This is a genomic window from Kitasatospora sp. NPDC096147, assembly GCF_044763225.1.
In the GTDB taxonomy this organism is placed as follows: Bacteria; Actinomycetota; Actinomycetes; order Streptomycetales; family Streptomycetaceae; genus Kitasatospora.
In genome coordinates, this window is sequence record NZ_JBIWFX010000001.1 from 671,701 (window position 1) to 696,388 (window position 24,688).

At 73.4% G+C, this 24,688-nt stretch carries 20 protein-coding genes; 10 read left to right on the forward strand and 10 right to left on the reverse strand.

Annotated elements, in window-relative coordinates:
- Positions 1-163 precede the first annotated feature (163 nt).
- The 3 genes from ACIRBX_RS02750 to ACIRBX_RS02760 all read left to right on the forward strand — a co-directional run bounded on the left by ACIRBX_RS02750 (position 164) and on the right by ACIRBX_RS02760 (position 3,147).
- Positions 164-1,327 carry an alpha/beta hydrolase family protein gene (locus ACIRBX_RS02750; protein WP_402293332.1) on the forward strand — a complete coding sequence of 388 codons (1,164 nt, stop codon included), beginning with the start codon at positions 164-166 and terminating at the stop codon, positions 1,325-1,327.
- A gap of 99 nt (positions 1,328-1,426) precedes the next feature.
- Positions 1,427-2,251: a class I SAM-dependent methyltransferase gene (locus ACIRBX_RS02755; RefSeq protein ID WP_402293333.1), complete on the forward strand. Its 825-nt coding sequence runs from the start codon at positions 1,427-1,429 to the stop codon at positions 2,249-2,251.
- Positions 2,248-3,147 (forward strand): alpha/beta fold hydrolase, encoded by a 900-nt coding sequence (locus ACIRBX_RS02760; protein WP_402293334.1) that lies wholly within the window; start codon positions 2,248-2,250, stop codon positions 3,145-3,147. Before ACIRBX_RS02755 ends, ACIRBX_RS02760 begins: the two co-directional genes overlap by 4 nt.
- Positions 3,148-3,463: 316 nt before the next feature.
- On the opposite strand, the gene ACIRBX_RS02765 is transcribed toward ACIRBX_RS02760, so the two are convergent.
- Together ACIRBX_RS02765 and ACIRBX_RS02770 are read right to left on the reverse strand one after the other, a co-directional pair.
- Complete coding sequence (locus ACIRBX_RS02765) at positions 3,464-4,249, reverse strand: GNAT family N-acetyltransferase (protein ID WP_402293335.1); 786 nt, start codon at positions 4,247-4,249, stop codon at positions 3,464-3,466.
- Between the two features lie 109 nt (positions 4,250-4,358).
- Positions 4,359-4,970 (reverse strand): hypothetical protein, encoded by a 612-nt coding sequence (locus ACIRBX_RS02770; protein WP_402293336.1) that lies wholly within the window; start codon positions 4,968-4,970, stop codon positions 4,359-4,361.
- A 98-nt stretch (positions 4,971-5,068) separates the two neighbouring features.
- Between ACIRBX_RS02770 and bla the strand changes: the two genes are divergently transcribed.
- Positions 5,069-5,962 carry a class A beta-lactamase gene (gene bla / locus ACIRBX_RS02775; RefSeq protein ID WP_402293337.1) on the forward strand — a complete coding sequence of 298 codons (894 nt, stop codon included), beginning with the start codon at positions 5,069-5,071 and terminating at the stop codon, positions 5,960-5,962.
- Between the two features lie 46 nt (positions 5,963-6,008).
- On the opposite strand, the gene ACIRBX_RS02780 is transcribed toward bla, so the two are convergent.
- Both ACIRBX_RS02780 and ACIRBX_RS02785 read right to left on the reverse strand, forming a co-directional pair.
- On the reverse strand, positions 6,009-7,991 hold the full coding sequence (locus ACIRBX_RS02780) for a phosphocholine-specific phospholipase C (protein ID WP_402293338.1): 1,983 nt from the start codon (positions 7,989-7,991) through the stop codon (positions 6,009-6,011).
- Positions 7,992-8,002: 11 nt separating this feature from the next.
- Complete coding sequence (locus ACIRBX_RS02785) at positions 8,003-9,427, reverse strand: endonuclease/exonuclease/phosphatase family protein (protein ID WP_402293339.1); 1,425 nt, start codon at positions 9,425-9,427, stop codon at positions 8,003-8,005.
- 242 nt (positions 9,428-9,669) lie between these two features.
- Between ACIRBX_RS02785 and ACIRBX_RS02790 the strand changes: the two genes are divergently transcribed.
- Together ACIRBX_RS02790 and ACIRBX_RS02795 are read left to right on the forward strand one after the other, a co-directional pair.
- The gene (locus ACIRBX_RS02790) at positions 9,670-10,143 is read left to right on the forward strand and encodes a carboxymuconolactone decarboxylase family protein (protein WP_402293340.1); all 474 of its coding nucleotides are present in this window, start codon (positions 9,670-9,672) and stop codon (positions 10,141-10,143) included.
- A gap of 58 nt (positions 10,144-10,201) precedes the next feature.
- The gene (locus ACIRBX_RS02795; protein WP_402293341.1) at positions 10,202-11,131 is read left to right on the forward strand and encodes an RNA polymerase sigma-70 factor; all 930 of its coding nucleotides are present in this window, start codon (positions 10,202-10,204) and stop codon (positions 11,129-11,131) included.
- Between the two features lie 42 nt (positions 11,132-11,173).
- Here the strand turns inward: ACIRBX_RS02795 and ACIRBX_RS02800 are convergent, their stop codons facing one another.
- Positions 11,174-13,237 carry a PQQ-dependent sugar dehydrogenase gene (locus ACIRBX_RS02800; protein WP_402293342.1) on the reverse strand — a complete coding sequence of 688 codons (2,064 nt, stop codon included), beginning with the start codon at positions 13,235-13,237 and terminating at the stop codon, positions 11,174-11,176.
- Positions 13,238-13,864: 627 nt separating this feature from the next.
- Between ACIRBX_RS02800 and ACIRBX_RS02805 the strand changes: the two genes are divergently transcribed.
- Together ACIRBX_RS02805 and ACIRBX_RS02810 are read left to right on the forward strand one after the other, a co-directional pair.
- Positions 13,865-14,257 carry a cell division protein SepF gene (locus tag ACIRBX_RS02805; protein WP_402293343.1) on the forward strand — a complete coding sequence of 131 codons (393 nt, stop codon included), beginning with the start codon at positions 13,865-13,867 and terminating at the stop codon, positions 14,255-14,257.
- Between the two features lie 213 nt (positions 14,258-14,470).
- The gene (locus ACIRBX_RS02810) at positions 14,471-14,848 is read left to right on the forward strand and encodes a peptidase inhibitor family I36 protein (protein WP_402293344.1); all 378 of its coding nucleotides are present in this window, start codon (positions 14,471-14,473) and stop codon (positions 14,846-14,848) included.
- Positions 14,849-14,929: 81 nt separating this feature from the next.
- On the opposite strand, the gene ACIRBX_RS02815 is transcribed toward ACIRBX_RS02810, so the two are convergent.
- Both ACIRBX_RS02815 and ACIRBX_RS02820 read right to left on the reverse strand, forming a co-directional pair.
- The gene (locus tag ACIRBX_RS02815) at positions 14,930-15,688 is read right to left on the reverse strand and encodes a serine/threonine protein kinase (protein WP_402293345.1); all 759 of its coding nucleotides are present in this window, start codon (positions 15,686-15,688) and stop codon (positions 14,930-14,932) included.
- Positions 15,689-16,714: 1,026 nt separating this feature from the next.
- Positions 16,715-17,014 (reverse strand): hypothetical protein, encoded by a 300-nt coding sequence (locus ACIRBX_RS02820; RefSeq protein ID WP_402293346.1) that lies wholly within the window; start codon positions 17,012-17,014, stop codon positions 16,715-16,717.
- A 263-nt stretch (positions 17,015-17,277) separates the two neighbouring features.
- Between ACIRBX_RS02820 and ACIRBX_RS02825 the strand changes: the two genes are divergently transcribed.
- Positions 17,278-17,832, forward strand: a complete 555-nt coding sequence (locus ACIRBX_RS02825) for a TetR/AcrR family transcriptional regulator (RefSeq protein WP_402293347.1) — start codon at positions 17,278-17,280, stop codon at positions 17,830-17,832.
- On the forward strand, positions 17,829-19,373 hold the full coding sequence (locus tag ACIRBX_RS02830) for an MFS transporter (protein ID WP_402293348.1): 1,545 nt from the start codon (positions 17,829-17,831) through the stop codon (positions 19,371-19,373). Before ACIRBX_RS02825 ends, ACIRBX_RS02830 begins: the two co-directional genes overlap by 4 nt.
- An 83-nt stretch (positions 19,374-19,456) precedes the next feature.
- Here ACIRBX_RS02830 and ACIRBX_RS02835 read toward each other — a convergent pair whose 3' ends face one another.
- The 3 genes from ACIRBX_RS02835 to ACIRBX_RS02845 all read right to left on the reverse strand — a co-directional run bounded on the left by ACIRBX_RS02835 (position 19,457) and on the right by ACIRBX_RS02845 (position 24,536).
- A complete protein-coding gene (locus tag ACIRBX_RS02835; RefSeq protein ID WP_402293349.1) occupies positions 19,457-21,925 on the reverse strand; it encodes a SpoIIE family protein phosphatase in 2,469 nt (822 codons plus the stop codon).
- A 245-nt stretch (positions 21,926-22,170) separates the two neighbouring features.
- Entirely contained in the window at positions 22,171-22,794 is a 624-nt protein-coding gene (locus ACIRBX_RS02840) for a TetR/AcrR family transcriptional regulator (protein WP_402293350.1), read from the reverse strand.
- A 143-nt stretch (positions 22,795-22,937) separates the two neighbouring features.
- A complete protein-coding gene (locus ACIRBX_RS02845; RefSeq protein ID WP_402293351.1) occupies positions 22,938-24,536 on the reverse strand; it encodes an AMP-binding protein in 1,599 nt (532 codons plus the stop codon).
- Positions 24,537-24,688: the final 152 nt, after the last annotated feature.

Sequence of the window (24,688 nt, forward strand, 5' to 3'; positions counted from 1 at the left end):
CCGCGTCCAGTACACCCATCCGGCGATCCTGGCAGGGCACGCCACTGCCGCTCCACTCCGTTTCGCCACACCTGACCCACCGTCAAGTGCCGCATCGGCCACGGCGACAGGCCCCGAGCTGCGAAGTTAGGCAAGCCTTACCTTATCTGCATATGATGCCGGAATGAAGAAGATCATCCGTGCTGTGGTGACGGTCGCCTTCGCCACCGCCCTGGCCGTCCCGACCGCCCTCGCGGCACCGGCCACCGCCGCCACCGAGGGCCCCCGCCGGATCGAACTCCCGGCGCCCACCGGCGCGTTCGCCGTCGGCCGGGACACCCTCGCGCTCACCGACCACGGCCGCAAGGACCCCTGGGTGCCCACCGAGGACCGCGAGCTGCTGCTCTCCCTCTACTACCCGGCGATCGCCCGCACCGGCACCCCCACCCCCTACCTCGCCGTCCCCGAGGCCACGGCGCTGCTCACCGACCGGGGCCAGCTCGCCGACCACACCACGCCGGAGCGCGTCGCGGCCACCCGCACCCATGCCCGCACCGACGCCCTTCCCCGCCCCGCCCTCGGGCGCTACCCGCTGGTCCTGCTCTCCCCCGGCTTCACCATGCCGCGCGCCTCACTGACCGGCCTGGCCGAGGACCTGGCCAGCCGGGGGTACGTGGTGGCCGCCGTGGACCACGCCTACGAGTCGGACGGCACGCTCTTCCCGGGCGGGCGGCTGCTCGGCTGCAAGGCGTGCGAACAGGTCTTCCCCACCGGTGAGTTGAAGCGGGTCTCGGACGGCCGGGCGCTCGACCTCTCCTTCGTGCTGGACCGGCTGACCGGACCGCGTCCGGACTGGCGGTACTCCTGGCTGATCGACCGGAGCCGGATCGGCGCGGCCGGCCACTCGATCGGCGGCAACGCGGCCTCGGCCGTGATGGCGGCCGACCCCCGGGTGGACGCCGGGGCGAACCTGGACGGCACCTTCTTCACCCCCGTCCCGGTGGGCGGTCTCGGCGGCCGGCCGCTGCTGATGTTCTCGGGTGACCCGACCCTGCTGCCGCCGGACTTCGAGGACCCGTCCTGGGACGAGGCCTGGCAGCGCCTGAACGGCTGGAAGCGCTGGCTGGTGGTCACCGGCCTCGGCCACCCGGGCTTCACCGACTGGCCGGTGCTCGGCGACGCCTCCGGCTACACCCACCCGGAGACCCCGCTGGCCGGCGCCCGCTCCGAGCAGATCGTCCGCTCCTACCTGGGCGCCTTCTTCGACCAGCACCTGCGCGGCACGCCCGCACCACTGCTGAACGGCCCGACGGCCGCCTTCCCGGAGGTCGGCTTCCACCGTCCCTGACCCGGACGCGCCGCACCGGCGGGCACTTCGGCCACCTCCCCGGCCGGAGTGCCCGCCCTCACCAGGGAACTGACCACCCGACAGGGAGACGGTGATCGCATGACCAAGGAGTCCGTACGGCTCGGCACGGTCCAGGAGACCCTGCTCATCCCGCTCTACGGCCGCGCCCTCGACGCCGCGGCCCGCCGCCCGGTCCTCGGTGACGACGCAGCGCGCGCGATGGTCGCCCGGATCGACTACGACTTCGCGAAGTTCCGCGGGCCTTCGCTCGGCGGCTCGGTGCTGCGCAGCGCGATCTTCGACGGCTGGGTCCGCCGCTTCCTCACCGCCCACCCGGACGGCACGGTGGTCGAACTCGGCGCGGGCCTGAGCACCCGCTCGCGCCGCCTGGACAACGGCCGGGCCCGCTGGTTCGACCTGGACCTGCCGGACACCGTCGAACTGCGCGCGAAGTTCCTCGCCGACTCCGAGCGGACCACCACGCTGGCCGCCTCCGTACTGGACACCGACTGGCACGAACGGGTCGCGGAGACCGGCGGGCCGTACTTCTTCCTCAGCGAGGCCGTCCTCCTCTACTTCGAGCCCGCCCAGGTCCGATCGGCCGTGCAGGCCCTCGGCGCGCGCTTCCCCGGCTCCGCGCTGAGCTTCGACACCTGCGGGCACGCCCTGATGAGCCGTCAGGACCGCAATCCGGTCTTCCGCGCCGTCGACGCCCGGATGACCTGGACCTGCGACGACCCGCGGGCGCTGGAGGACTGGGGCATCCGGCTGGACGAGACCCGAACCTTCGCCACCCCGCAGCCCGAGGTCGGCCGGGGGTGGCCCTGGCGGCACCGGTACGGCCTTCCCGTGCTGGCCCGGCTGGCCCCGCCCACCGTCAACGCGTACCGGATGAACCTCTTCACCCTGGAGACCGCCCGGTGAACGACGCGCCGAACCACCTCCAGGGCAGCACCGAGTGGGTCCCGCTGCCGGACGGCCGGCGGCTGCACGCGATGGTGCTGCCCGGGCCCGTGCCCTCGTCCCCGACCGTCCCGACCGTGGTCTTCGAGGCCGGGGCAGGTGCCGGCCGGTCCTCCTGGGCGCTGGTCCAGCCCGCCGTGGCGGCCCGGGCCCGGGCCGTGGTCTACGACCGCTCCGGGCTCGGCCGCAGCCCCGCCGACCCGGCCGGGCGCACCCTGGCCCGGATGGCCGAGGACCTCGGCGCCCTGCTGGACCACTTCGGCCCCGGCCCGTACGTGCTGGTCGGCCACAGTGCGGGCGGCCCGCTGGTCCGGCTGGCCGCCGCTCAGCGCCCGGGGCGGATCGCCGGGCTGGTCCTGGTCGACCCCACCGACGAGGCGGCCGACCTGCTCTTCGGCAGCCGCTTCCGGCATGCCGAGCGGATCGCCCTCGGCCTCGGCCTGGCCCTCGCCGCCCTCGGCCTACTGCGACCGCTCTTCCGCCACCAGCTCGCGCTGCTCCCCGAGGACGCCCGCCGGGACATGGCCCGGGAGGGCTTCACCACCGGCGTGCTGCGCACCCAACGCCGTCAGGCCCGCACCTACCTGGACGAGTTGGCGCACTGGCGGGACACCCCTCCGGACACCGGTGCCGTCCCGGTCACGGTGGTCTCCGGCGGCCTGCCCGGTGACGGCATGGACCGCACCGTGCGCGCCGCCGCCAACGCCGCGCACGCCCACCGGGCCGCCCTCGCCCCGGCCGGCCGCCACGTGGTGGCCGCCGCGTCCGGCCACTACGTGCCGCTGACCGAACCGGAGGTAGTGGTCCGCGAGGTACTGGCCCTGCTCCCCGACGGGCACCTACGGCCGTCTCCCTGACGGCGCCGGCCGACACACCACACGGCTCCGCCGCAGGCGCGGGCGGCGTCCGGGAGTGAACCGCCGGCCCTTGGGCGGCCTGGCACCCAGGACCGGCCGCCCGCCGCGCACTACGGGCTCCCGGCTCCGGCTCCGGCTCCGGCTCCGGGCCGGCGGTACCGTCGGCCGACGGCACGTCAGCCGGGCCGACCCGGTCCCGGGTGATCAAGAGCGGCTCCCACCTGTGCACGCCGAGCCACTGCCTGCGCTACGGGCCGGCAGGACGGGGTTGACGGAGCGTCCGGGCGCAGGTCCGGGACCGCGACCGTCGGTCAGGTCAGGTCAACGGCACGGCGTAGACCGGCTCCTGGCCGTAGCCGGTGAAGCCGGCCTTCCGCAGGATCGGCCCGGAGGTGTCGACGTTCGCCTTCACCAGCGCCATCCGCGCCCCGTGCTCCCTCGCGTACACCAGCCGGGCCGTCAGCAGCGCCCGGTAGACGCCCTTGCCGCGCCACTCCGGCACCACCACGCCGCCCGTCAACCGGGCCACGCCGTCGACGAGTTCGAGACCGGCGTACCCGACCGGCACTCCGTCGACGTACCCGACCAGCATGCCGCCCTCGCCCGCCGCGAGCGTCCGCGCGCTCCGGGCCGCCGCCGCCACGATCCGCTCCTCGGGCGGCAGTTCGCCGCCGAAGCCGGTCAGCGACACCGCGATCCCGTCCCGCGCGGTGGCCACGTCGGTCGCCCAGCGGGACTCCACCGCCACCTCCGGTGTGGCCGGCTCGGACCACCCCGCGCCCAGGTCGGCCGCCACCACCTCCAGGACCAGCTTCACCCCGGCCCCGCGCGCGGCCAACTCCTCGGCCAGACCGGCCGGATGACCGATCAGCACCTGCCAGTCCAGCGCCGGCACCCCGAACTCCCGGGCCCGCTCCAGCACCACGTCGACCGCCTCGGCCAACGGCCGCTCCGGCGTGAACGACACCACCGAGAGGTCGAAGGCGTAGTACTCCGGCAGCCGGACCAGCCGGTACTCCCCGGTCCCCACCCGCTCGGCGTCCGGCGGGTCCCAGACCCAGGCGCTGCTCGCGGCGGCCACATCGGCGAAAGGAAGGCTCATGCGCCCCACCCTAGGAGCACCGGCCCCGGTCCTCCGTGGACGACCGCCCACCTGTGACGAGATCAGGACGTCGCCGCTCCGGGCCGTGCCGTGCCACCCCGCCCGGGGGTCAGGAGACGAAGCCCACGATGCCGAAGCCGGGGCGCTGCTGGGCGTGGCGCAGCCAGCCGAGCACGTCCATCACCGCCTCGACCACCTCCGGCTCCAGCGGCGGGGCGTGGTCGTCCCGCTTGGTCTGCTCGAACTGCTCCAGCGCCGCCAGGCACTGCTCGTGCGTCCACTCGCCGCAGCGCGGCAGCTCGTAGTGCGGCACGCCCGCCGGCAGCCCGTCGTAGTACCCGAGCTCGGCCACCGAGACGGCGGTGATCCGCAGGGCCCGCAGGCCCTCGTCCACCACCTCCAGCCAGGAGCCCCGGAACGGCGAGAAGGAGGAGTTGTCGAGGAAGCTCCCGGTGAGCGAGCACAGCCGCTTGTAGGCGTACCCGTACTGGAACGCGTACTGCGCCGGCGCGGGGTACGGTCCGCCGTGCACCACCGCCGTCAGGGCCTCGAAGGCGGTCGGCGCCCCCTGCGCGATCTCCGAGGAGAACCAGTCGTCGGACGAGGCCAGGTCGTCGCCGAAGCGGTCGCGGACCACCGTCAGCAGCTGCTCGTCGCCGGAGCCGACGAGCTTGTGGGTGGCATCGAGGTCGAGCAGGTACACGCTCAGCGAAGAACTCATGCCCGTACGCTATCCGCCCCCGCCGACAGCGCCGCTGACGCGACGTCACCGGCCCGGGGAACGGTTCGGGCCCGATCGGCGTCCTGGCAAGCATGGACATGCACAGCACACGTCAGGGCCCGAGCCGCCGCCGGCTGATCGCGGGGGGCGCCGTCACGGCGGCGGCCGTACTGCTCCCGACCGGGACGGCCGACGCCCGGAGCAGCGGGGTGGCCGACCGGCTGCGGGAGTTGGAGCGGCGGCACGGCGCCCGCCTGGGCGTGTACGCGCACGCCGCCGACTCGGGCCGGACCGTCCGGTACCGGGCCGACGAGCTGTTCCCGCTCTGCTCCACCTTCAAGACCCTCGCCGTCGCCGCCGTGCTGCGGGACCTCGGCGGCCTGGACCGCCGGCTCCGCTACACGGCGGAGGAGTGCGCCGACTCCGGCTACGCGCCGGTCACCGGCCTGCCGGAGAACGTCGCCGCCGGGATGACGGTGGAGCAGCTCTGCGACGCGGCGATCCGGTACAGCGACAACGCCGCCGCCAATCTGCTGCTGCGCGAGCTCGGCGGCCCGGAGGCCGTCACCCGGTTCTGCCGCTCGCTCGGCGACGGGGTGACCCGGCTGGACCGCTGGGAGCCGGCCCTCAACTCGGCGGAGCCGGGCCGGGTCACCGACACCACCAGCCCGCGCGCGCTGGCCCGGACCAACGCGAAGCTGGTCACCGGGCGGGCGCTGGAGCGCGCCGACCGCGAGCGCCTGACGGCCTGGCTGCTCGGCAACACCACCGGGGGCAACCGCCTGCGGGCCGGGCTGCCGGCGGACTGGCGGGTGGCGGAGAAGACCGGCACCGGCTCCTACGGGACGGCCAACGACGCGGGGGTGGCCTGGCCGCCCGGCCGGGGGCCGGTGAGCGTCGTGGTGCTGACCACCCATCAGGACCCGTCGGGGGTCGCCGACGAGCCGCTGATCGCCGCGGCGGCCACGGTGGTCGCCGGGGCGCTGGCCTGACCGCCCGGCCGGGGTCCCGCCACGGGCGGGACCCCGGCCTCGGGCGTCAGTGCACGGTGCCGGCGTACCGCCGGGCGAACCGGGTGCCGGTGGCGGCCGTCACCGTGACGTCGTAACGGCCGTTGTCCAGCGGCCAGTTCACCGTCGCCTGCTTGTTGGCGGCCACCCAGACGGTCTGGGTCTGCCCGGCGAAGTCGTTCGCCGAGACGGTGAAGGAGACCTCGGTGCCGCCGTCGTTGTGCAGGTGCAGGGCGACCTTGTTCCGCTGGACGAGCGCCTCGACCACCGGCACCGGGACGTCGTCCTGCCCGGTGCGGACCACCTCACCGGCGAAGCGGCGGACGAAGCCGTCCGGGCCGTGCACGGTGAAGTCGTAGCGCCCGTCCGTCGCGGCGGCGTCCCAGACGTAGGTCCCGGACCCGCCCGAGGGGACCGTGAACGGCGTTCCCGCGAACGGGAGTCGGATGTTCGGGTAGACGGTGTAGGCGAAGCCCGCCGTGCCGGTGTTGGTCATCGTGCAGGTGACCTTCCCGGTGGTGCGGTCCACCACCGCCTCCGCCCCGGGGCCGTAGGGGAGCCTGCGGTGCGGCCGCTCGCCCGGCTCCTGCGGCGGGAGCGACTGGCTGCCGGCTGCCGGCAGCTTGACCGGCGGCAGGGCGGTGCCCGCGTCGGCCCTGGCCATCAGGGCGTTGGTGTCGGGCAGCACCGGGATCGAGAAGTCCGGCTTGGTGAAGTCGAAGCAGCTGGTCAGGTCGCCGCAGACGGTGCGGCGCCAGGCTGAGACGTTGGGCTCCTTCACGCCCGTGACCACCTCCAGGAACTGCACCACCGAGGTGTGGTCGAAGACCTGGGAGTTGACCCAGCCGCCGCGCGACCACGGCGAGGCGACCCAGAGCGGCACGCGGTTGCCCAGGCCGATCGCCCGGCCCTGGGCGAACTCCTCCGGGGTGCCCGGCTCGGGGGTGGGCGGCACCATGTGGTCGAAGTAGCCGTCGTTCTCGTCGTACATCACCAGGAAGACGGTGTGGTTCCACACCTCCGGGTTGGACATCAGCGACTGGAGCGCCTGGTTGACCCAGTGCGCGCCGTACGCCGGGCCGGCCTCCGGGTGCTCGGAGAACAGGTACGGGGCGACCAGCCACGAGACGGTCGGCAGCGCACCGGACTTGCAGTCGGCGTCGAAGGCCGCCGGGTCGAACTTGGTCATCGCGTTGACGTACCGGGGGTCGGTCTTCGGGAACGCGTGGAACTGCTTGAAGTACGAGAGCGCGTTGTCGTCGTAGTCGCCCGTCCGCTCGTCCTTGCTCGGGTTGTGGTAGACCCGCCAGCTCACCCCGGCGTCCTGGAGGCGCTCGGCGTAGGTGGTCCAGTCGGCCACCGGGTTGTCCGTCACCGGGGTGTTGTCGATCCACGGGCCGGTGGTGCCGTCCCGGCCGGGGCCGGCCGTGCCGGTCCAGAGGTAGAGCCGGTTCGGGTCGGTGGGGCCGGCCAGCGAGCAGAAGTACGCGTCGCAGAGGGTGAAGGCGTCGGCCAGCGCGTACTGGTAGGGGATGTCCTCACGGGTGAAGTAGCCCATCGCCCGCTCGCCCTTGGCGGCGATCCACTTGTTCATCGCGCCGTTGTTGATGGCCTGGTGGCCGGTGGCCCAGTCGTGCGGCAGGCCGCCCGCGTTCTGCGCGTTGTACTTGGCGGTGTCCATCCGGTACGGCAGCATGACGCCGCCGTCGCTGCGCCCGGCGTCGGGCTGGCGGAACACGTTGCCGCCGTCGGGGAACTGGAGCGCCTGCTTGTCTGCGAAGCCGCGCACGCCGTTCAGGGTGCCGAAGTAGTGGTCGAAGGAGCGGTTCTCCTGCATCAGGATCACCACGTGCTTCACGTCGGCCACGCTGCCGGGCTTGGGCTTCTTCGCCTTGGCGGCCTCGGCGGCGGCGTCCGCCGCGACGGCCTGGCCCGCACCGCCGACCACACCGGCGGCGGCTGCCGCGGCGGAGGCGGAGACGAAGGTACGGCGGCTGAGCTGGGGAGTCATCTGGCGGCCTCTCAGATCGTGAAGGTGGCGACGGCGGCGGCGGTGTCCGAGGGCCAGCCGTTGGCGGCGGCGTCGGGCTCCGGGCGGGGCCAGCCGGTGACCAGGGTGTGGGCCTCGACCAGGGTGAGCCGTCCGGCGAAGTGCACCTGGTCGATCCGGTCCTGCGGCTCGGGCTTGGCACCGCGCGCGGTCCGGGTGACCGACCAGGTGTTACCGGGCACGGCCGCCGGATCGGGGTGGGCCAGCCGGAAGGCGTCGTACAGACCGGAGTTCTGCAGCGCGACCGTCACCGGCCAGGCCAGCGCCGGCACACCGCCGTGCGCGGTGGCGGTGGCGGGCGTCCAGTCCAGGTGGGAGGGCGAGGCCAAGCCTGCCGCGAGCACCACCGGCAGCGGCTTGCGGCCCGCCAGTTCGGCCTTCACCAGCGCGGCCAGCGCGAGCGCCTGGCGGCCCCGGGCGGAGGCGTTCTCGCTCGCCACCGTCGCCTCGGCGCTGCGGCCGTCCTGGACGGCGTACGGGCCGTAGTCCGCCTCGTCCAGGTGGGCGGCCCAGAACCGCACGGCCCGGCCGCCCGGCAGCTGCACCGTCACCCCGGCGGCGGGCAGCTCGGCGGTGGCGGGGGTGACCTCGGCCAGCGGGTACCGGCTCAGGATGCCGACGCTGCCGGCGCTCTGGTAGGCGTACCAGCCGAGCGCGTCGGCCAGCTGCTGGGCGGCGGTGCCGCCGGTCTCCTGGAGGGCGACCACGTCCCAGCCCTGGGTGAGCACCACCCGCAGCTGCTTCTCCAGCGCGTCGGCCGCGACGGTGCCGGCCTTCCAGAGGTTGAGGGTGGCCGTCTTCAGCTGCGGCTTGCGGGAGTTGACCGGCACCTGGACGGTCAGCGTGTCGGTGTTCCCCGCCGCGTCCCGGACACCGACGGTGAGCACGGCCGGGCGCGGCAGCGCGGCGTTCGGGGCGGTGCCGGTGACGGTGCCGTCGGAGCTGACGGAGAGCCAGGAGTCGCCGCTCACCTTGCGGAAGACCGGGGCCGAGGTGCCCAGCACCCACAGCCCGCCCAGCTTGATCCGGAACGCGGCCGAGGGCGCGACGGCGGTCGCGGTGAAGGCGTCCACCGCCAGGTGCGCGCGGGGTGCGACCGGGCGCGGGCGGAACGAGAACGGGGCGCTCTTCGCCAGCACCCCGTAGCCGTCCTTGGCCAGCAGGTAGGCGGTGTACGGGCCGTCGGTCAGCGCCGAGGTGTCCAGCTGCACCTCCCCGGAGGCGGCCGGGGTGTACTTCCACAGCAGCGAGGAGCCGGTGCCGGGCAGCCGGTCGCCGTCGTAGATGCCGACCCAGTTCTTGGCGTCCGGCGCGTCGGTGGACCAGCGGAAGGTCAGCCGGTCGCCTTCGGTCGGTTGCGCGGGCGTGGAGAGGCTGAGGGAGGAACCTGCGGCCACGGGGGTCCTGTCCGCCGCAGCGGGTGGCGTGCGGCTTCGTCGAGTTGGCTGTACAACACGGGCCATTCAGTCGGGGCCCGGCGGCATCGGGATGAACGGAGCGTGACCGCGCGCCGGTCTTCCCCGGAACTCACGGTTCGTCAGGCGGCGGGAGACGCACGTCACACCGGCCCGTGTCACGGGCGGGCGGGCCGTCTCGTCACAAGGGGCGAAGGACCACCCGACAGCAGGAGGAGCCCACCATGGACGCCCGACTCGACCTCTTCGCCGACCCGACCGCGCAGAAGGCGGTCAAGCACATGATGGCGCTCGGCCGGATCCTCAAGGACTCGCCGCTGCCGCCGGTGACCCAGGAGCTGGTCGCCCTGCGGGTCAGCCAGATCAACGGCTGCGCGGTCTGCGTGGACATGCACGTCAAGGAGGCGGAGGCGGCGGGCGAGAGCGCGCTGCGGCTGCACCTGGTGGCCGTCTGGCGAGAGGCCACCGTCTTCACCGAGGCGGAGCGGGCCGCGCTCGCCTTCGCCGAGGCGGGCACCCGGCTGGCCGACGGGGCGCCCGGGGTGGACGACGCGGTGTGGGAGCGGGCCGCGCTGCACCACAACCCCGAGCAGCTGGCCTCGCTGGTGATGCTGGTCTCGATGATGAACATGGCCAACCGGCTGAACGCCATCACCCGGCAGCCGGGCGGGGACTACCGGGTGGGACAGTTCCACTGACCGTCCGTCCGGACCGCCGCCCGTCCACCGCACCACCGATCCGCCGAGGAGTGCCCGCATGACCGAGGTCGAGGAGTTCGAGGAGCTCCGGCCGCTGCTGTTCTCGATCGCCTACCGGATCCTCGGCAGCGTGACCGAGGCCGAGGACGCGGTGCAGGAGACCTGGCTGCGCTACGCCGCCTCCACCGTCCGGCCCGACTCGCCGAAGAACTACCTCTCGGCGGTGGTCACCCGGCTCTCGATCGACGTGCTGCGCTCGGCCCGGGTGCGCCGGGAGGCGTACGTCGGGCCGTGGTTCCCCGAGCCGCTGCTCGGCGACCCCTACCAGGACCCGGCCCGGACGGCCGAGTTGGCGGATTCGGTGTCGATGGCGGCGCTGCTCCTGCTGGAGCGGCTGAGCCCGCTGGAGCGGGCGGCGTTCCTGCTCCGCGAGGTGTTCGGCTTCGAGTTCGCCGAGGTGGCCTCGGCGGTGGGCCGCTCGGAGGCCGCCTGCCGCCAGCTGGTGGTCCGGGCCCGGCGGCACATGGCCGAGGGCCGGCCCCGGTTCGAGGCCGACCGCGCCGAGCGGCAGGCGCTCGCGGACCGCTTCTTCGCCGCGATGGCCGACGGCGATCTGGCCGGGCTGCAACAACTGCTGGCCGCCGACGTGCAGTTCGTCGGCGACGGCGGCGGGAAGGCCCCGCAGCTGGCCCGGGCGATCAGCGGCGCGCGCAACGTCGCACGGCTGCTGGCCACGGTCTTCCCGGTGCTGTTGCGGATCGACGTCACGCTCGAACCGCAGGAGGTCAACGGCCAGCCGGGCGCGGTCTTCCGGGACCGGGACGGGGCGGTGCTCCAGACCCTCGTGCTGGACGTGCTGGACGGCCGGGTGCAGGCCGTCCGGGTGGTGCTCAACCCGGACAAGCTGCGCCACCTCGGCCCGGTCGCCGACGCCTGGGCGGTCAGCGAGGAGGTGCGACGGGCCCGCCGCACCTCCCCCTCCGACTGACCGGCCGACCCTGCCGACCGACCCCTGCCGGCTGACCCGGCGTCAGCCGATCGAGATCCGGAAGATCTTGTCGGCCCCGTCTGCTGCACCCCCGTTGTTGTCGGCGTTGGTGGTGGTCAGCCAGAGCTGGTCCGCGCCGGGCACCTTGCTGACGGTGCGCAGCCGGCCGTAGGTGCCGACGTAGTAGGAGGTGGCGGAGCCGACCGTCTCGGTGTCGCCGTTGATCGGGATGCGGTACATCCGGGTGCCCTTGAGGGCGGCCATGTAGACCACGTTGCGGACGATGGCGATGCCGCTCGGCGAGGCCACGTTGACCGCCCAGGTGGCCTTGGGGTTGGTCATCCCGGCGGTGGAGCAGGTGCCCTCGCAGGTCGGCCAGCCGTAGTTGGCGCCCGGCTTGATCAGGTTGAGCTCGTCGAACTTGGAGTCGCCGAACTCGGCCTCCCAGAGCCGCCCGTTCCGGTCGAAGGCCAGGCCCTGCGGGTTGCGGTGGCCGAGGCTGTAGACGTAGTTGCCGAACGGGTTGCCCGGGGCGGGCTTGCCCGCCGTGGTCATCCGCAGGATCTTGCCGTTGAGCGAGTTCTTGTCCTGGGCCAGGCTCTTGGCCTGGGCGTCGCCGGTGGTGGCGTAGAGGTAGCCGTCCGGGCCGAAGGCCAGCCGGCCGCCGTTGTGGTAGCGGTTCTTCTGGATGCCCTGGAGCAGCACGGTGTAGCCGCTCAGTGCGCTGCCGTTGTAGGTCATCCGGACGATCCGGTTGCCCTCCGAGGCGGTGTGCATGAAGTAGACGTACTTGTTGGAGGCCCAGTTGGGGTCGATCGCCACCCCGAGCAGACCGCCCTCGCCGTCGGTGGTCACCGCGTTGGGCACCGTGCCGACCAGGGTCTTCGTCCCGTCCTTGGCCTGCCGGAAGACCTTGAAGCTGTCCCGCTCGGTGACCAGCGCGTTGGTGTTGTCCGGCAACCAGCCGATGCCCCACGGGACGGTCCAGCCGGAGGACAGGGTGGCCGGGGAGCCGGGGACGCCGCCGTCCGCCGTGCAGGCGGCGGTGGTGAAGGAGACCGGCGCGGAGGCCGGGGAGTACCCGCCGGCCGCGTCCTTGGCCACCACGGTGAGGGCGAACGGGGCGTCACAGGCCAGGCCGGTCACGGTGGTCGTGGTGGCGGGCGGGGTGCCGGTCACGGTCGCCAGCACCGCGCTGCCGCTGCGCACCTCGTAGGCCACCACGCCCTTGTCGTCGGTGGACGCGCCCCAGGTCAGCTTCGCCGAGCTGGCCTTGACCTCCGAGACGGCGGGCGTGCCGGGCGCGGTGGGCACCGGGTCGGTGGAGGCGGTGGTGGTGCAGTCGATCGCGACGCTGGCCGGGGAGACGTTCCCGGCCGCGTCCCGGGCGATCACGGTGAGGTTGTAGGTGGTGCTGGGGGCCAGCCCGCCGATCACCTTGCTGGTGGCGTCGCCCGGGGCCTCGGCGAGCTTGTTGCCGTGCTCGTAGACGTCGTACGCGCTGACCCCGACGTTGTCGGTGGCGGCGGCCCAGGTCAGGGTGAGCCCGTTCGGGCCGATGCCGATGCAGGCCACCTGGTCCGGACGGCTCGGCGGCTGGGTGTCGGTGGCGGTGCCGACGGTGATCCGGTCCAGGTTGGGACCGCCGTTGGCGGTGGTGGCGACCGTCCGGACGGTGTTGGTGCCGACCCGCAGCGGCACGTTCAGGTTCTTCACGGCCCAGGTGTCCCAGTTCGCGGTGGCCGGGAAGGAGACTCCGGCGGCCACCACCGTGCCGTTCACCAGCAGGTCCATCGGGCGGTCCACGGTGGTCCCGTTGGCGTACCGCAGGGCCAGCGGGGCCGTCCCGGCGGCGCCCGCGCTCACCGTGAACTCCACGGCGGAGCCGACCGCGTTGACGTAGTCGACGAAGCCGGTGCCGGTGTAGCCGGTGTGGTTGGTGGCCACCGCGGCCTGGACGAGGGTGGCATCCTCGGCCTGGTAGTCGGTGCTCGCCGCGGCGAGCTCCGACTCCTGACGGTCTGGGGTGGCAGCCGGTGCGGCGACCGTGCCGAGCACCAGGGCGGCGAGGGCGCCGCCGGTGGCCGCGAGGGTCCTGACTCTCATCCGATTCTCCTACCAGGTCCGGGAGTTCACCGCCGGGGCCGGAGCGCGGACGGCGAACTCCCCTTCCGGACGGACCCGTTCAGAATCCCGGGCTGAGCAGGCACGGTCAAGAGTATGGTTAGGAAACTTTCCGAACAGACCTCGACCCTCACCCGCCCGGGCGCACGCCCCCGGCCCCAGTCGGCCCGCCACCCGACCCCCGGTGGCCCTTCGCGCGGCGGATCCGACCCGACGGCCGGGCGCCACAGCGCCCCTGACGCCCCGTCGGGCCCGCCCCGGGGCCGTTCGGCCGCACCGCGCCGATCCTCCCGAGTGGCCCTCGCCACACCGCGACACGCCGCTTCCGCGCCGCCGCCAAGCTGTTACCGGACTGTTGACGAGGAGTCAACTGTGGCCTGTCGCACACCGATATGGTCTACGCGCGCCACCTCTCGCCGACCGGCGGAGTCGCTGCTGATGCCCGGGAGTGTCCGGATTCTGTCACGACCCGCGCCCGTACGGCGGTCACGGACGGGCGCCTGAGTGGTGATCAGTGCGATACTCGGACAGTTCCGACGGATGGATGACGCGTCAAGAGCCGCGTACACCCGGGGGGACGAGTACGGGACGGAACGAGGGAGGCGCGGCATGGGAGCACTTCGCGACGAGCACCACAACGGGTGGCTGATGCCCTCCGGCCACTACCCGGCTGCCGTGTACGAGGATCAATGGCCGACCCAGGAGAACGCCGTGGCGGTCCCCGCCCCGGCGAAGATCGTCTCCCTGAAGCCCACCGGCTTCGAGGCCGCGCGCGCCGTCGGCGAGCACATCCGTGCGGGCACGCCGGTGGTCATGGACGTGACGGAGATGTCGGACGCCGAGGCCAAGCGGATGGTGGACTTCGCCTCCGGCCTGGTCTTCGGCACCATGGGCGGCATCGAGCGGATCGCCCGCCGGGTCTTCCTGCTCACCCCCGCCGACGTCGAGGTGATGGTCATCGACCGCCCGCTCGACGAGACCGGCTTCTATAACCAGAGCTGACGCGGCACCAGCCGCCGAGCGGCCCGGCACCCCGACCACGGGGCGCCGGGCCGCTCCGTCGTTCCGGGCCGCCCCCTCCCCTCCGGCCCACAGCGGCGACGGCCACCCTGTCGGTCCACAGGTACCCCCGCCCGGCGGCACCGCCTAGGTTCGGCGGTGTCGGGCCGCCAGCACCGGCCCGGCATCCACCACCCACGACACGGGGAGTCCACCATGCGCCTGACCGCACGCCTCGCGGCTGCCGCCTCCGCCCTCGCGATCACCGCCACCATCGCCGGCGCCACCAACGCCCACGCCGAAGGGAACCCGCCCGGCTGCCCGCGCGGCTACTTCTGCGCCTACACCGGCGAGAACCAGACCGGCACCCTGGCGCTCAAGACGGCCGGCAACTGGACCGGTGGCGTCGCGGGCATCCGCTCGGTCTTCAACAACGGCGCCTACGACCCGGAGCAGGACCACGTGCAGGTCGGCTGGCGGCAGTACGGCCAGAACTACTCCGACTGCCTGCACTTCAACCCGGGCCCCGGCGCCTACAAGTGGAACCTGAACCCGGTGGTCCTCACCTCCGTCACCTGGCGCGGCGAGTGCTGACCGGGCGTCAGTGACCGGGGCCCGCCCGCGCCTCGGGGGATCGGGCGGGCCCCCACGGACCGCGCGGGAGGCGGCCGGCGCTCAGCCGGCCGCCTCCCGCACGGCGTTCTGGCGCCCCGGCAGCACGCCGAGGTGCTCCTCCCGGACCAGTCCGAACCGGAGTGCCAGGGCCACCACGGCCTCCCGCCGCCCCGTGGTGCGCGGCCCACCCGCCGTCGGCCGCCGGATCCGCAGCTTGTGCCGGGCCAGGTAGTCGATGTGGAAGTCGACCGCCGTGTCGGTCAGTTCACGGCCGGCCCGGTGATCGCGCAGCCGTTCGATCACCTGCCGGTTGGTCGGCACCGCCGACACCGACAGGTCCCGCAGCTGCGGCTCGCAGAGCGCCACCAGCACCAGGAAGTACGTCGCCGACTCGTCGAGCGAGAACGCCGCGACGGTGCTCGGGCCGTACAGCGGCGCGACCGGTGACACCTCCTGGTAGGTGTGCGCGGGCGCGTACACCTTGAAGGTCTGCAGCGGCCCCCGCGAGGGCAGCACCACCCGGGCGAACTCGAACGGGATCGGCGCCCCCACCCGACGCGGTGCGACCCGGACGTACTCGCCGGCCCCCTCCGGATTCTCGACCAGGTAGCTGAGCGTCTCGCTGAAGTTGGTCAACTGCCAGTGGTCCTCGGCCGCCCGGATCTCCCCCGCCACCCGCGGCACCGCCGGATCGGCACAGACGATCCGCACGCCGTGCTGCGAGGCGTCCCGCCCGAAGCGCGCACTCTCCCCCGCCCCCAGCTCCAGGACGCTCGGCCTGCCGTCCGCCGACTGCTCCCCGTACTGCACCAGTAGCATGCTGTCCCCCCGATTCCCCGCCCCCGGAGTCCCTTCGTCCAGGATCTTCACCGACCGGGCAGCGGGGCCGAGAACCTACCAGCGCCCGCGAACCCCCACCATCCCCCGTTCGACGGGGCGACCCGGCGGCCTCGCCACCGGCCGGAGCGAAGGGACCAACGGGGCGGACTCGACGGTTCGTCAGCAGTCGTCACCCGGGAATGACGACCAGCCGGCCGTCCGTTGCCGTTCGACCAGCCAGGCTTCACCCGTCGTCCGCAGCAACCGGCGGTCGGTCCACGCGGGCGGTCCCACCGACCGGAGGGCTCGCGACCGCCGCTCACCAGCACCGCGCACCCGCCGGCAGGAAAGCCACCGTTCATACCGGCCACCGCTCCGCCATCACGCCCGTCTGCGCCCCGACCCCAGGCAGCGCCCCACTGCTCACCCCCGGCGGCACCCCGGCGTCCGAACGACATCCTCTTCACCAGAACGACCAAGGGCGCCGTGAACACCCGTGACGACTACCTGCGGGTGCGCGATAGCCCGGTGGCCAAGGGCGTCTGCTCCCGCGACGGCAAGAGCGTTGCGGCCCGCACCCCGTACGGTGTCGCCGTCCTGTCAGCCGACGGCTCCGGCTCCCCCATTCCGGTCTCCTCGGTGTGCGGGCCGCCTGCCCACCGGTCCTGCTCCCGTCCCCCGCGCACTGCCCCCGGACCAGATGCCCCGTCAGTTCGCCCTCGGTCCGCTCCCTCGACACCCCGCGCCGCCCGTCCGGCCGCGCCGGGTACACCGCGCGCTGCGCCCGTAGTCGGTCAGCGTGGACCACGGCGCCTCCCCCCTCCCATGGCCTGATGGCGGCCACGGGGCACCCCGGCTGCTCTGCGGCCTCGCCGAGGCCAAGGGCGACTTCAGAACGCATGCCCTACTTTCATCCTTTCCGGCTCTTTCCAGTAAGGACCCGAGGCACGAAAAAGCGGGGCAACGGACCATCTCCGCCACCCCGCCCCGATTCCAGCAGAAATAAATCCGCCGAACGTCGAGTCTTTACTGGAACAGGACTCCCCCGGAAATGAGGGGGCGCCCGACGGACGCGCAGTACGCGTACGACCACTGACCACTGCCGACATTCTTCACATCGCCGTAGACGAACGTGTAGTTACTGGCGTTACCACACTTCGCGTATGCCTGGAACTGACTACCCCCGGCACTGCAGCTAGCGCCAAAGGTTGCGCCGTCGAACCAGGTGGTGCACGAGGCGGCGGCAGCCGGCGTCGCGGCGAATCCGCCGAAACCGATGGCGAGGGCCACGCCACCAGCCGCCGAGAGAGCGCGGAGCTTCTTCATGATTTCCCCAAATCAGACCCGTTGGAATTTGTCCGTAGCCGAACGTGCATTAGCGTCCCACGACCCACCCCCTTCGTCAAAAGAAAATAATTCTGGCAAATTTCCGGCATGCCCAATTTGCCCGCATGGGAATGTCCGATTGAAGATCGTCCACAAATCAAAACGTGACCCACATCACATCGGCTCCCTGCGACGCATGCCCACCCCGAGACTTCACTGTCGAGAGTGAGACACAGGAGTCTCATTTGAGGTATGGTCACACCATGGCCACCGATCGCGACGCAGTCCTCGAAGCCGCCGTCGGCGTGCTGTCCCGCCGCCCGACCGCCCACCTCGACGAGATCGCCCGTGCCGCCGGGATCAGCCGTGCGACCCTGCACCGCACCTTCCCCGGCCGCGAGGCGCTGATCCGCGAGGTCGGCGCGCTCGGCCTGCGCAAGTTCGCCGCCGCGCTGGACACGGCCGCGATAGAGAGCGGCAGCCCGGAGGCTGCCCTGCGCCGGCTGGTGGACGCGGTCGTCCCGGACGCCGCGCTCTGCGCGTTCCTCGCCGGGGAGAACCAGCTCTTCGACGACCAGGAGATCAACGACCTCTGGGAGGTCCAGGACGCCCGGGTCCGCGCGCTCTTCCTCCGCGGCCAGCAGGAGGGCGTCTTCCGGGTCGAGCTCTCCGCCGGCTGGCTCAGCGAGGCGTTCTTCGACCTGGTGGCCGGCATCGGCTGGGCCGTCCAGGACGGCCGCCTCGCCCCTCGTGACTCTGCCCACTCGCTCGCCGAGCTGTTCCTCGGCGGCGCCCTCAGGAGCCCTGAAAAGAAATGAGCACCACCCACTCCGCCAGTCCCCGTTCCCGCTGGCTCGGCCTCGGCGTGCTGGTACTGGCGGTGACCCTGGTCGCGCTCGACGCGACCGTGCTCTCCCTCGCCCTGCCCTCGATCAGCGAGACCCTGCACCCCAGCGGCACCCAGCTGCTCTGGATCGGTGACGCCTACTCCTTCGTGCTGGCCGGCCTGCTGGTCAGCATGGGAGCGCTCAGCGACCGGGTCGGCCGCAAGAAGCTGCTGCTGATCGGCTCCTCCGCCTTCGGTGCGGCCTCCCTGCTGGCCGCCTACGCGCCGAGCTCCGGCTGGCTGATCCTGGCCCGCGCGCTGCTCGGCGTGGCCGGCGCCACCATCATGCCGTCCACCCTCTCGCTGATCCGCAGCCTCTTCCCGGACGCCCGGGAGCGGGCCACCGCGATCGGCATCTGGGGCGCGGGCGCCACCGCCGGTGCCGCGCTCGGCCCGGTGGTCGGCGGGATCCTGCTCGAACACTTCTGGTGGGGCTCGGTCTTCCTGCTCAACCTGCCGGTGCTGGCCCTGCTGCTGGTGCTCGGCGGCTGGCTGCTGCCGGAGTCCAAGGACCCCAAGCCCGGCCGCTGGGACGTGCTCAGCGTGCTGCTCTCGATGACCGGTGTGATCGGCGTGGTCTACGCGATCAAGGAGGCGGCGGCCAACGGCCTCGGTCACTGGCCGATCCCGGTGACCTTCGCACTCGGCGCCACCGCGCTGACCGTCTTCGTCCGCCGCCAGCTCCGGCTGGAGTCCCCGCTGCTGGACGTCCGGCTGTTCGTCGACCCGCGCTTCACGGCGGCCGTGCTGAGCTCGCTCGCCTCCCTCATCGGGCTCTCCGGCGTGATCTTCTTCATGTCGCAGTACCTCCAACTGGTGCGCGGGTACTCCCCGCTGACGGCGGGTCTGGCCGAGCTGCCGGCCTTCGTCGGCGCCGTGGTCGGCGGCCTGCTGACCGCAAAGCTGGCCCGGCGGGCCGGGGTCCGGGCCACCCTGGCCGGCGGTCTGCTGGCGATGGGTGCGGGCATCGCGGTCTTCGGCTGGGTCAGCCAGGGCAGCCCGTACCTGCTGCTCGGCGCGGCCTTCCTCACCGCCGGGGCGGCCGAGGGCATCGTCTACACCCTCTCCGCCGACCTGGTGCTGACCGCCGCGCCGCCGGAGAAGGCCGGCGCCGCCTCCGCCGTCTCGGAGACCGCCTACGAGCTGGGCACCGCGCTCGGCATCGCCCTGCTGGGCTCGGTGGTCACCGCCATCTACGCCGGCTCGCTGGTGCTGCCGGCCGGGACGGAGGCCCTCGCCACCGAGGCCGGGCAGTCGATCGGGAACGCGGTGCAGGCCGCCTCCACCCTGCCCGCCGAGCTGGGCGACCAGCTCACCGCCGCGGCCCGGACGGCCTTCGTGCACGGCATGAACGTGGCCGCCTTCGCGGCTGCCGCGCTGCTGCTGGCCGCCGCCCTGTTCGGCTGGTGGAAGCTGCGCGGCGAGGACGGCCGGGCCTCGGCCGAGCGGCCGGCCGACCACCTGGTGCACTGACCCACCGCGACGAGCCCCCTGACCTCCCGTCAGGGGGCTCGTCCGGTTCCATGACCGGGGCCGCGGTCGGAGCCCGAGCCCGCTCAGCGGAAGCGGTAGTCCAGCTCCAGCTCCGCCCAGACCACCTTGCCGTCCTTGGTCTGCCGGGTGCCCCAGCGGTGCGCCAGCTCGCTGACCAGGTGCATGCCCCGGCCGCCCTCGTCCTGCTCGGCGGCCGACCGCAGCTGCGGCGCCTGGCCGCCCGAGTCCGCCACCTCCACCGTCAGGGTGCGGTCGCGGAACAGCCGCAGCCGGCGCGGCGCCTCGGCGTGCAGCAGCGCGTTGGTGACGAGCTCACTGACCATCAGCTCGGCGAAGTCGGTGAGCTGCGGCAGCCCCCAGGCCCGCAGGGTCTCCCGGGTGAACCGGCGGGCCCGGCTCGGTGCCGGGCCGTCGCCGTCCAGGTGCAGGGTGGCGATCCGGTCGGACGGGATCGGCAGCGCCCGGGCCATGATCATGGCGATGTCGTCCTCGGTGTCGCCGTCCCGCACCAGGGCGGCCAGCGCCGCGTCGCAGCTCTTCTCCAGGGTCCGCCCGCGCCCGGACAGCGCCTGGGCCAGCAGGCCGATGCCGTGGTCGATGTCCTCGCCCCGGCGCTCCACCAGACCGTCGGTGTACAGCGCCAGCAGGCTGCCCTCGGTGAGGGTGAACTCGGTGGACTGGAAGGCCACCCCGCCGACCCCGAGCGGGACGCCCGGCGGCAGCTCGATGGCGCGGGAGACTCCGTCCGGGCTGACCCGCACCGGCGGCAGGTGGCCGGCCGAGGAGATCGTGCAGGTGCCCTCGACCGGGTCGTAGACGGCACAGATGCAGGTGGCGAACTGGCCCTCGCCGATGCCCATCGCGGTCTCGTCCAGCCGGGTCAGCACCTGCTCCGGCGGCATGTCCAGGGTGGCCAGGGTCCGCGCCACGGTGCGCAGCTGACCCATCGTCGCGGCGGCCCGGATGCCGTGGCCCATCACGTCGCCGACCACCAGGGCGACCCGGCCGCAGGACAGCGGCACCACGTCGAACCAGTCGCCGCCGACCTCGCTGACCAGGCTGCTGGGCAGGTAGCGGTAGGCGATCTCCAGGCCGAGCGTGCGGTGGATCTCCTGCGGCAGCAGGCTGCGCTGGAGGGTCAGCGCCGTCTCCCGCTCGCGGCGGTAGAGCCGGGCGTTGTCCAGCGCGATGGCGGTCCGCGCGACCAGTTCCTCGGCCAGTGCCACGTCCGCCGCCGAGAACGGCTCGGGGTTGCGCATCCGGACGAACTCCGAACCGCCCAGCACCATACCGCGCGCCATGATCGGCACCATCAGGTAGGAGTGGATGCCGGCCCGCACCCCGGGGGCGACCCGGTCCGGCTCGGCCACCAGGGCGGCCAGCACCTGCTCGTCCACGTGCGGGCGCAGCAGCGGGCGCCCGCTGCGCAGGCACTCGGTGTAGGTGCGCTTGGAGTCGTACTCGGTGGTCTCGCCGACGGCGTCGGCGGCGCTGGTCATGCCCGCCTCATACGCCTCGCCGACGGCCACCGCACGGAGCTTGACGCCCCGGTCCGGCTGGAGCAGTGACGGTTCCTCACCCCGCAGCACGGGCTCCAGCAGGTCGACGGTGGCGAAGTCGGCGAACCTCGGGATGACCGCCTCGACCAGTTCCTCGGCGGTGCGCTGGAGGTCGAGGGTGGTGCCGATCTTCGCGGTGGCCTCGGCCAGCAGGGCCAGCCGCTCCTGGGCCCGGGAGGCGCGGGCCTCGGCCTGGAAGCGCTCGGTCACGTCGATGATCGAGGAGGAGACCCCGAGCACCTGGCCGGTGGAGTCCTCCAGCCGGAAGTACGAGGCCGACCAGGCCCGTTCCCGGCGCGGGTCGCCGGGGGTGCGGCCGTGCGAGCGGGCGTCCACCACCGGGCGGCCGGTGGCCAGCACCTGGCGCATCACGGCCTCGATCTCGGTGGAGTTGATGCCCGGCAGCACGGCGTTGATCCGCCGTCCGAGGTGCTGCTCGACCGGGAGCCCGTTGATCCGGGCCAGCGCGTCGTTCAGCCGGACGTAGCGCAGCTCGGTGTCGTAGACCGCCATCCCGATCGGGGACTGCGCGAAGATCCCGTCCAGCACCGCCAGGTCGCCCTCCACCTGGCGCAGCGCGCCGAGGTCGGAGGCGGTGGCCAGCAGCAGCTGCTCACCGCTCGGGCCGGTGATCGGGTAGGTGCGGAACTCCAGCTCGACCCGGTGCCCGTCCCGGTGCCGGACGGCGTACACGCCGGACCATCCGGTGCCGGACATGATCCGGCCGAACAGCTCGCGGGCGGGGGCCAGTTCGCTCTCCGGGATCAGTAACCGGCCGGCGTAGGAGCCGATCGCCTGCTCGGCGGTGTAACCGGTGAGCGCCTCGGCGTCGCCGCTCCAGTGCAGGATCCGGCCGTCGCCCTCGATGAGGGCGGTGGCCAGCGGCACCAGCCGATGACCCGTCAGGTCTGCCGGGGCGGCACCCGCCGCCGGGCCGGTGCCGTCCGGTGTGTTCCGCTCGCTGCCTTGCATGATCAGGGGATCACCTGTCAGGTACGTTCCCCGGCCGGGCCGGGACGGATCGGCTCTCCACCAGACTGCACGCCCCCGGGTGCGGGGGCGACTGCTGGTCCGTCAGGTGGAGTACGGGGAGGGTGGTCAGGGTGCTGGCCGGGCACAGGCTACGACAGCGGACACCCGTTCGGACATGGTCGTGCAGCACCTTGGACAAGCTGTGACCTGCCGGGCCACGCCCGGGTCACGGCCCGGGTCACGGCTCAGCCGCTGCCGGCTTCCGCCAGTACCGCGTCCAGGGTGCGGGCCCACTGCCGGACCACCCCGGCCCGGCGCGGCCCGTCGTCGGTCAGCAGGTTGGCCAGCCCGAGGCCCCGGGCCAGGTCGAGGGTGGCCTGCACGGTCTCCCGGACCCCCGGGTGCGCCTCGTCGGCGCCGAGGAACTCGACCGCCGCGCGGTGCGCCTCGCGGCCGATCTGGTTCTCCAGCGCGACCAGCCGCCCGCGCAGCGGCTCCTCCGTCGCGGCGGCCACCCACAGGTGCAGCGCGGCGCGGAACAGCGGACCGGTGTAGAGGTGGACGATCAGCTCGACCACCGCCTCGGTCCGCTGCTCCGCGGGTGGCGCCAGCCCGTCCAGGTGGGCCCGCAGCGCCGCCAGCCGCTCGGCCGCGACGTGCTCCACCGCGGCGGTGAACAGGTCCTCCCGGGTCCGGAAGTGGTGCTGGGCCGCGCCCCGGGTCACCCCGGCCCGCTCGGCCACCACGGCCACCGTGCTGCCCTGCCAGCCGACCTCGGCCAGGCACTCCACGGCCGCCTCCAGCAATCGGCGGCGGGTGGCCCGGCTGCGGTCCTGCTGGGGCTCGCGGGTGGTGGCTGGGGTGCTCATGACGGCCTCTCTGCCAGGTCCGTGGACCCCGCCGATCCTGCCAGACCGGCGGAGCCCCGCCCGCCCCGGGCCCGCTGAGCACCCGTCAGCGGCGCCGGCGGCCGACCCCGCCGACGGCCCGACCGCACCGGGGCGGATGGTGCTCAGCCTCCGGCCCCGCCCGCGCCCTGGTGGTCCCGCAGCTGCCGGCGCAGGATCTTGCCCGCCGCCGACTTGGGCACCGCCTCCACGAACTCGACCGCCCGCACCTTCTTGTACGGGGCGACCTGCCCCGCCACGAACGCGCTGACCTGGTCCTCCGTCAGCCCGCTGCCGGGCGTCCGGACCACGAAGGCCTTGGGCCGCTCCTCGCCGTCCTCGCCGCGCACCCCGATCACGGCGGCGTCGGCCACCTCGGGGTGGGTGAGCAGCAGTGCCTCGAGCTCGGCGGGGGCCACCTGGTAGCCCTTGTACTTGATCAGCTCCTTCACCCGGTCCACCACGAACAGGTAGCCGCGCTCGTCCACCACGCCCACGTCCCCGGTGTGCAGCCAGCCGTCCGGGTCGATCATCGCGTCGGTCTCGCCCTTGCGCCCGAAGTACCCCTGCATCACCTGCGGGCCCCGGAACAGCAGTTCGCCCCGCTCACCGGCTCCGAGGTCGGCGCCGGAGCCGTCCAGCGCCACCACCCGCAGCTCGGTGGAGGCGACCAGCTTGCCGACCGTGCCGGCCGGCGGGTCCTCGTCGTCCAGCGGCACCACGTGGGTGACGGGCGAGAGCTCGGTCATCCCGTAGCCCTGGTGGATGCGCTCCAGACCGAGCCGGCGGGCGGCGGCTGCGGCCAGCTCGGCGTCCAGCGGGGCGGCGGCGCTCAGCACGTAGCGGATCGAGGAGAGGTCGTAGTGGTCGACCAGCGGGTGCTTGGCGAGCGCCAGCACGATCGGCGGGGCGGCGAAGACCCCCTCGATCCGCTGGTCCTGGATGGTGCGCAGGAACTGCTCCAGGTCGAAGCGGGGCAGCACCACGACGGTGGAGCCGCACCGCAGCGGGTGGTTGAGCAGCGCGGTCAGGCCGTAGATGTGGAAGAACGGCAGCACGGCGAGGATCCGCTCGCCCCGGCCGGTGGCGTGCACGGAGTCGGTCTGCAGCAGGTTACTGCTGATGTTGCGGTGGCTGAGCATCACGCCCTTGGGCAGGCCGGTGGTGCCGCTGGAGTAGGGCAGCACGGCGATGTCGGTGGCCGGATCGATCTCCGGGCGGGGAGCGGGGGCGGTGGACGCGATCAGGTCGGCCAGCGAGCGGTGGCCCTCGGCCCGGTCGCAGACGAAGACCTCGGTGATCGGCACGCCCTCGGCGGCCACCGCCTTCGCGGCCTCGACGGCCACCGGGAGGAAGGCCGAGATGGTGATGATCCAGCGGGCGCCGCTGTCCTTGAGCTGACCGGCCAGCTCGGCGGCGGTGGTCAGCGAGCTGACCGTGGTGACGGTGGCACCGGCCCGGGTGGCCCCGTAGAAGGCGATCGGGTAGGCGATGGTGTTCGGGCTGTAGAGCGCGATCACGTCCCCCTTGCGCACCCCCGCCTCGGCCAGCCCGGCCGCGAACCGGAGGCTGGCGCCGTCCAGTTGGGCGTAGCTGACGGACTCCCCGGTGACGCCGTCCACCAGGGCCGGCTGGTCCGGGTGTTCGGCCACGTTGCCGAGCACGGCGTCGTGGATCGGCAGGTCGAGCGTTTCGATCGCGGGGTAGTCACTGCGGAACACCATGCGGTCCTCCAAGCCGGGGGTGGGTGGTGCGGGCCCTCCCAGAGTGCCGCCCCGGAGCCCGGACCGACAGAGCGCCGACGGCCCCGGCCGGATCGGGCCGCGGCCGGGCCGTCCGCCTCCGGCCGGCGCCGGCCCCGACCCGGGGACGGACC

Coding starts and splice junctions, on each gene's coding strand:
- bla (WP_402293337.1), top strand. CDS start 5,069: ATGCACAGCACACGTCAGGGCCCGAGCCGCCGCCGGCTGATCGCGGGG.
- ACIRBX_RS02840 (WP_402293350.1), bottom strand. CDS start 22,794: ATGAGCACCCCAGCCACCACCCGCGAGCCCCAGCAGGACCGCAGCCGG.
- ACIRBX_RS02800 (WP_402293342.1), bottom strand. CDS start 13,237: ATGAGAGTCAGGACCCTCGCGGCCACCGGCGGCGCCCTCGCCGCCCTG.
- ACIRBX_RS02820 (WP_402293346.1), bottom strand. CDS start 17,014: ATGAAGAAGCTCCGCGCTCTCTCGGCGGCTGGTGGCGTGGCCCTCGCC.
- ACIRBX_RS02810 (WP_402293344.1), top strand. CDS start 14,471: ATGCGCCTGACCGCACGCCTCGCGGCTGCCGCCTCCGCCCTCGCGATC.
- ACIRBX_RS02830 (WP_402293348.1), top strand. CDS start 17,829: ATGAGCACCACCCACTCCGCCAGTCCCCGTTCCCGCTGGCTCGGCCTC.
- ACIRBX_RS02815 (WP_402293345.1), bottom strand. CDS start 15,688: ATGCTACTGGTGCAGTACGGGGAGCAGTCGGCGGACGGCAGGCCGAGC.
- ACIRBX_RS02780 (WP_402293338.1), bottom strand. CDS start 7,991: ATGACTCCCCAGCTCAGCCGCCGTACCTTCGTCTCCGCCTCCGCCGCG.
- ACIRBX_RS02805 (WP_402293343.1), top strand. CDS start 13,865: ATGGGAGCACTTCGCGACGAGCACCACAACGGGTGGCTGATGCCCTCC.
- ACIRBX_RS02825 (WP_402293347.1), top strand. CDS start 17,278: ATGGCCACCGATCGCGACGCAGTCCTCGAAGCCGCCGTCGGCGTGCTG.
- ACIRBX_RS02755 (WP_402293333.1), top strand. CDS start 1,427: ATGACCAAGGAGTCCGTACGGCTCGGCACGGTCCAGGAGACCCTGCTC.
- ACIRBX_RS02845 (WP_402293351.1), bottom strand. CDS start 24,536: ATGGTGTTCCGCAGTGACTACCCCGCGATCGAAACGCTCGACCTGCCG.
- ACIRBX_RS02835 (WP_402293349.1), bottom strand. CDS start 21,925: ATGCAAGGCAGCGAGCGGAACACACCGGACGGCACCGGCCCGGCGGCG.
- ACIRBX_RS02795 (WP_402293341.1), top strand. CDS start 10,202: ATGACCGAGGTCGAGGAGTTCGAGGAGCTCCGGCCGCTGCTGTTCTCG.
- ACIRBX_RS02765 (WP_402293335.1), bottom strand. CDS start 4,249: ATGAGCCTTCCTTTCGCCGATGTGGCCGCCGCGAGCAGCGCCTGGGTC.
- ACIRBX_RS02750 (WP_402293332.1), top strand. CDS start 164: ATGAAGAAGATCATCCGTGCTGTGGTGACGGTCGCCTTCGCCACCGCC.
- ACIRBX_RS02770 (WP_402293336.1), bottom strand. CDS start 4,970: ATGAGTTCTTCGCTGAGCGTGTACCTGCTCGACCTCGATGCCACCCAC.
- ACIRBX_RS02790 (WP_402293340.1), top strand. CDS start 9,670: ATGGACGCCCGACTCGACCTCTTCGCCGACCCGACCGCGCAGAAGGCG.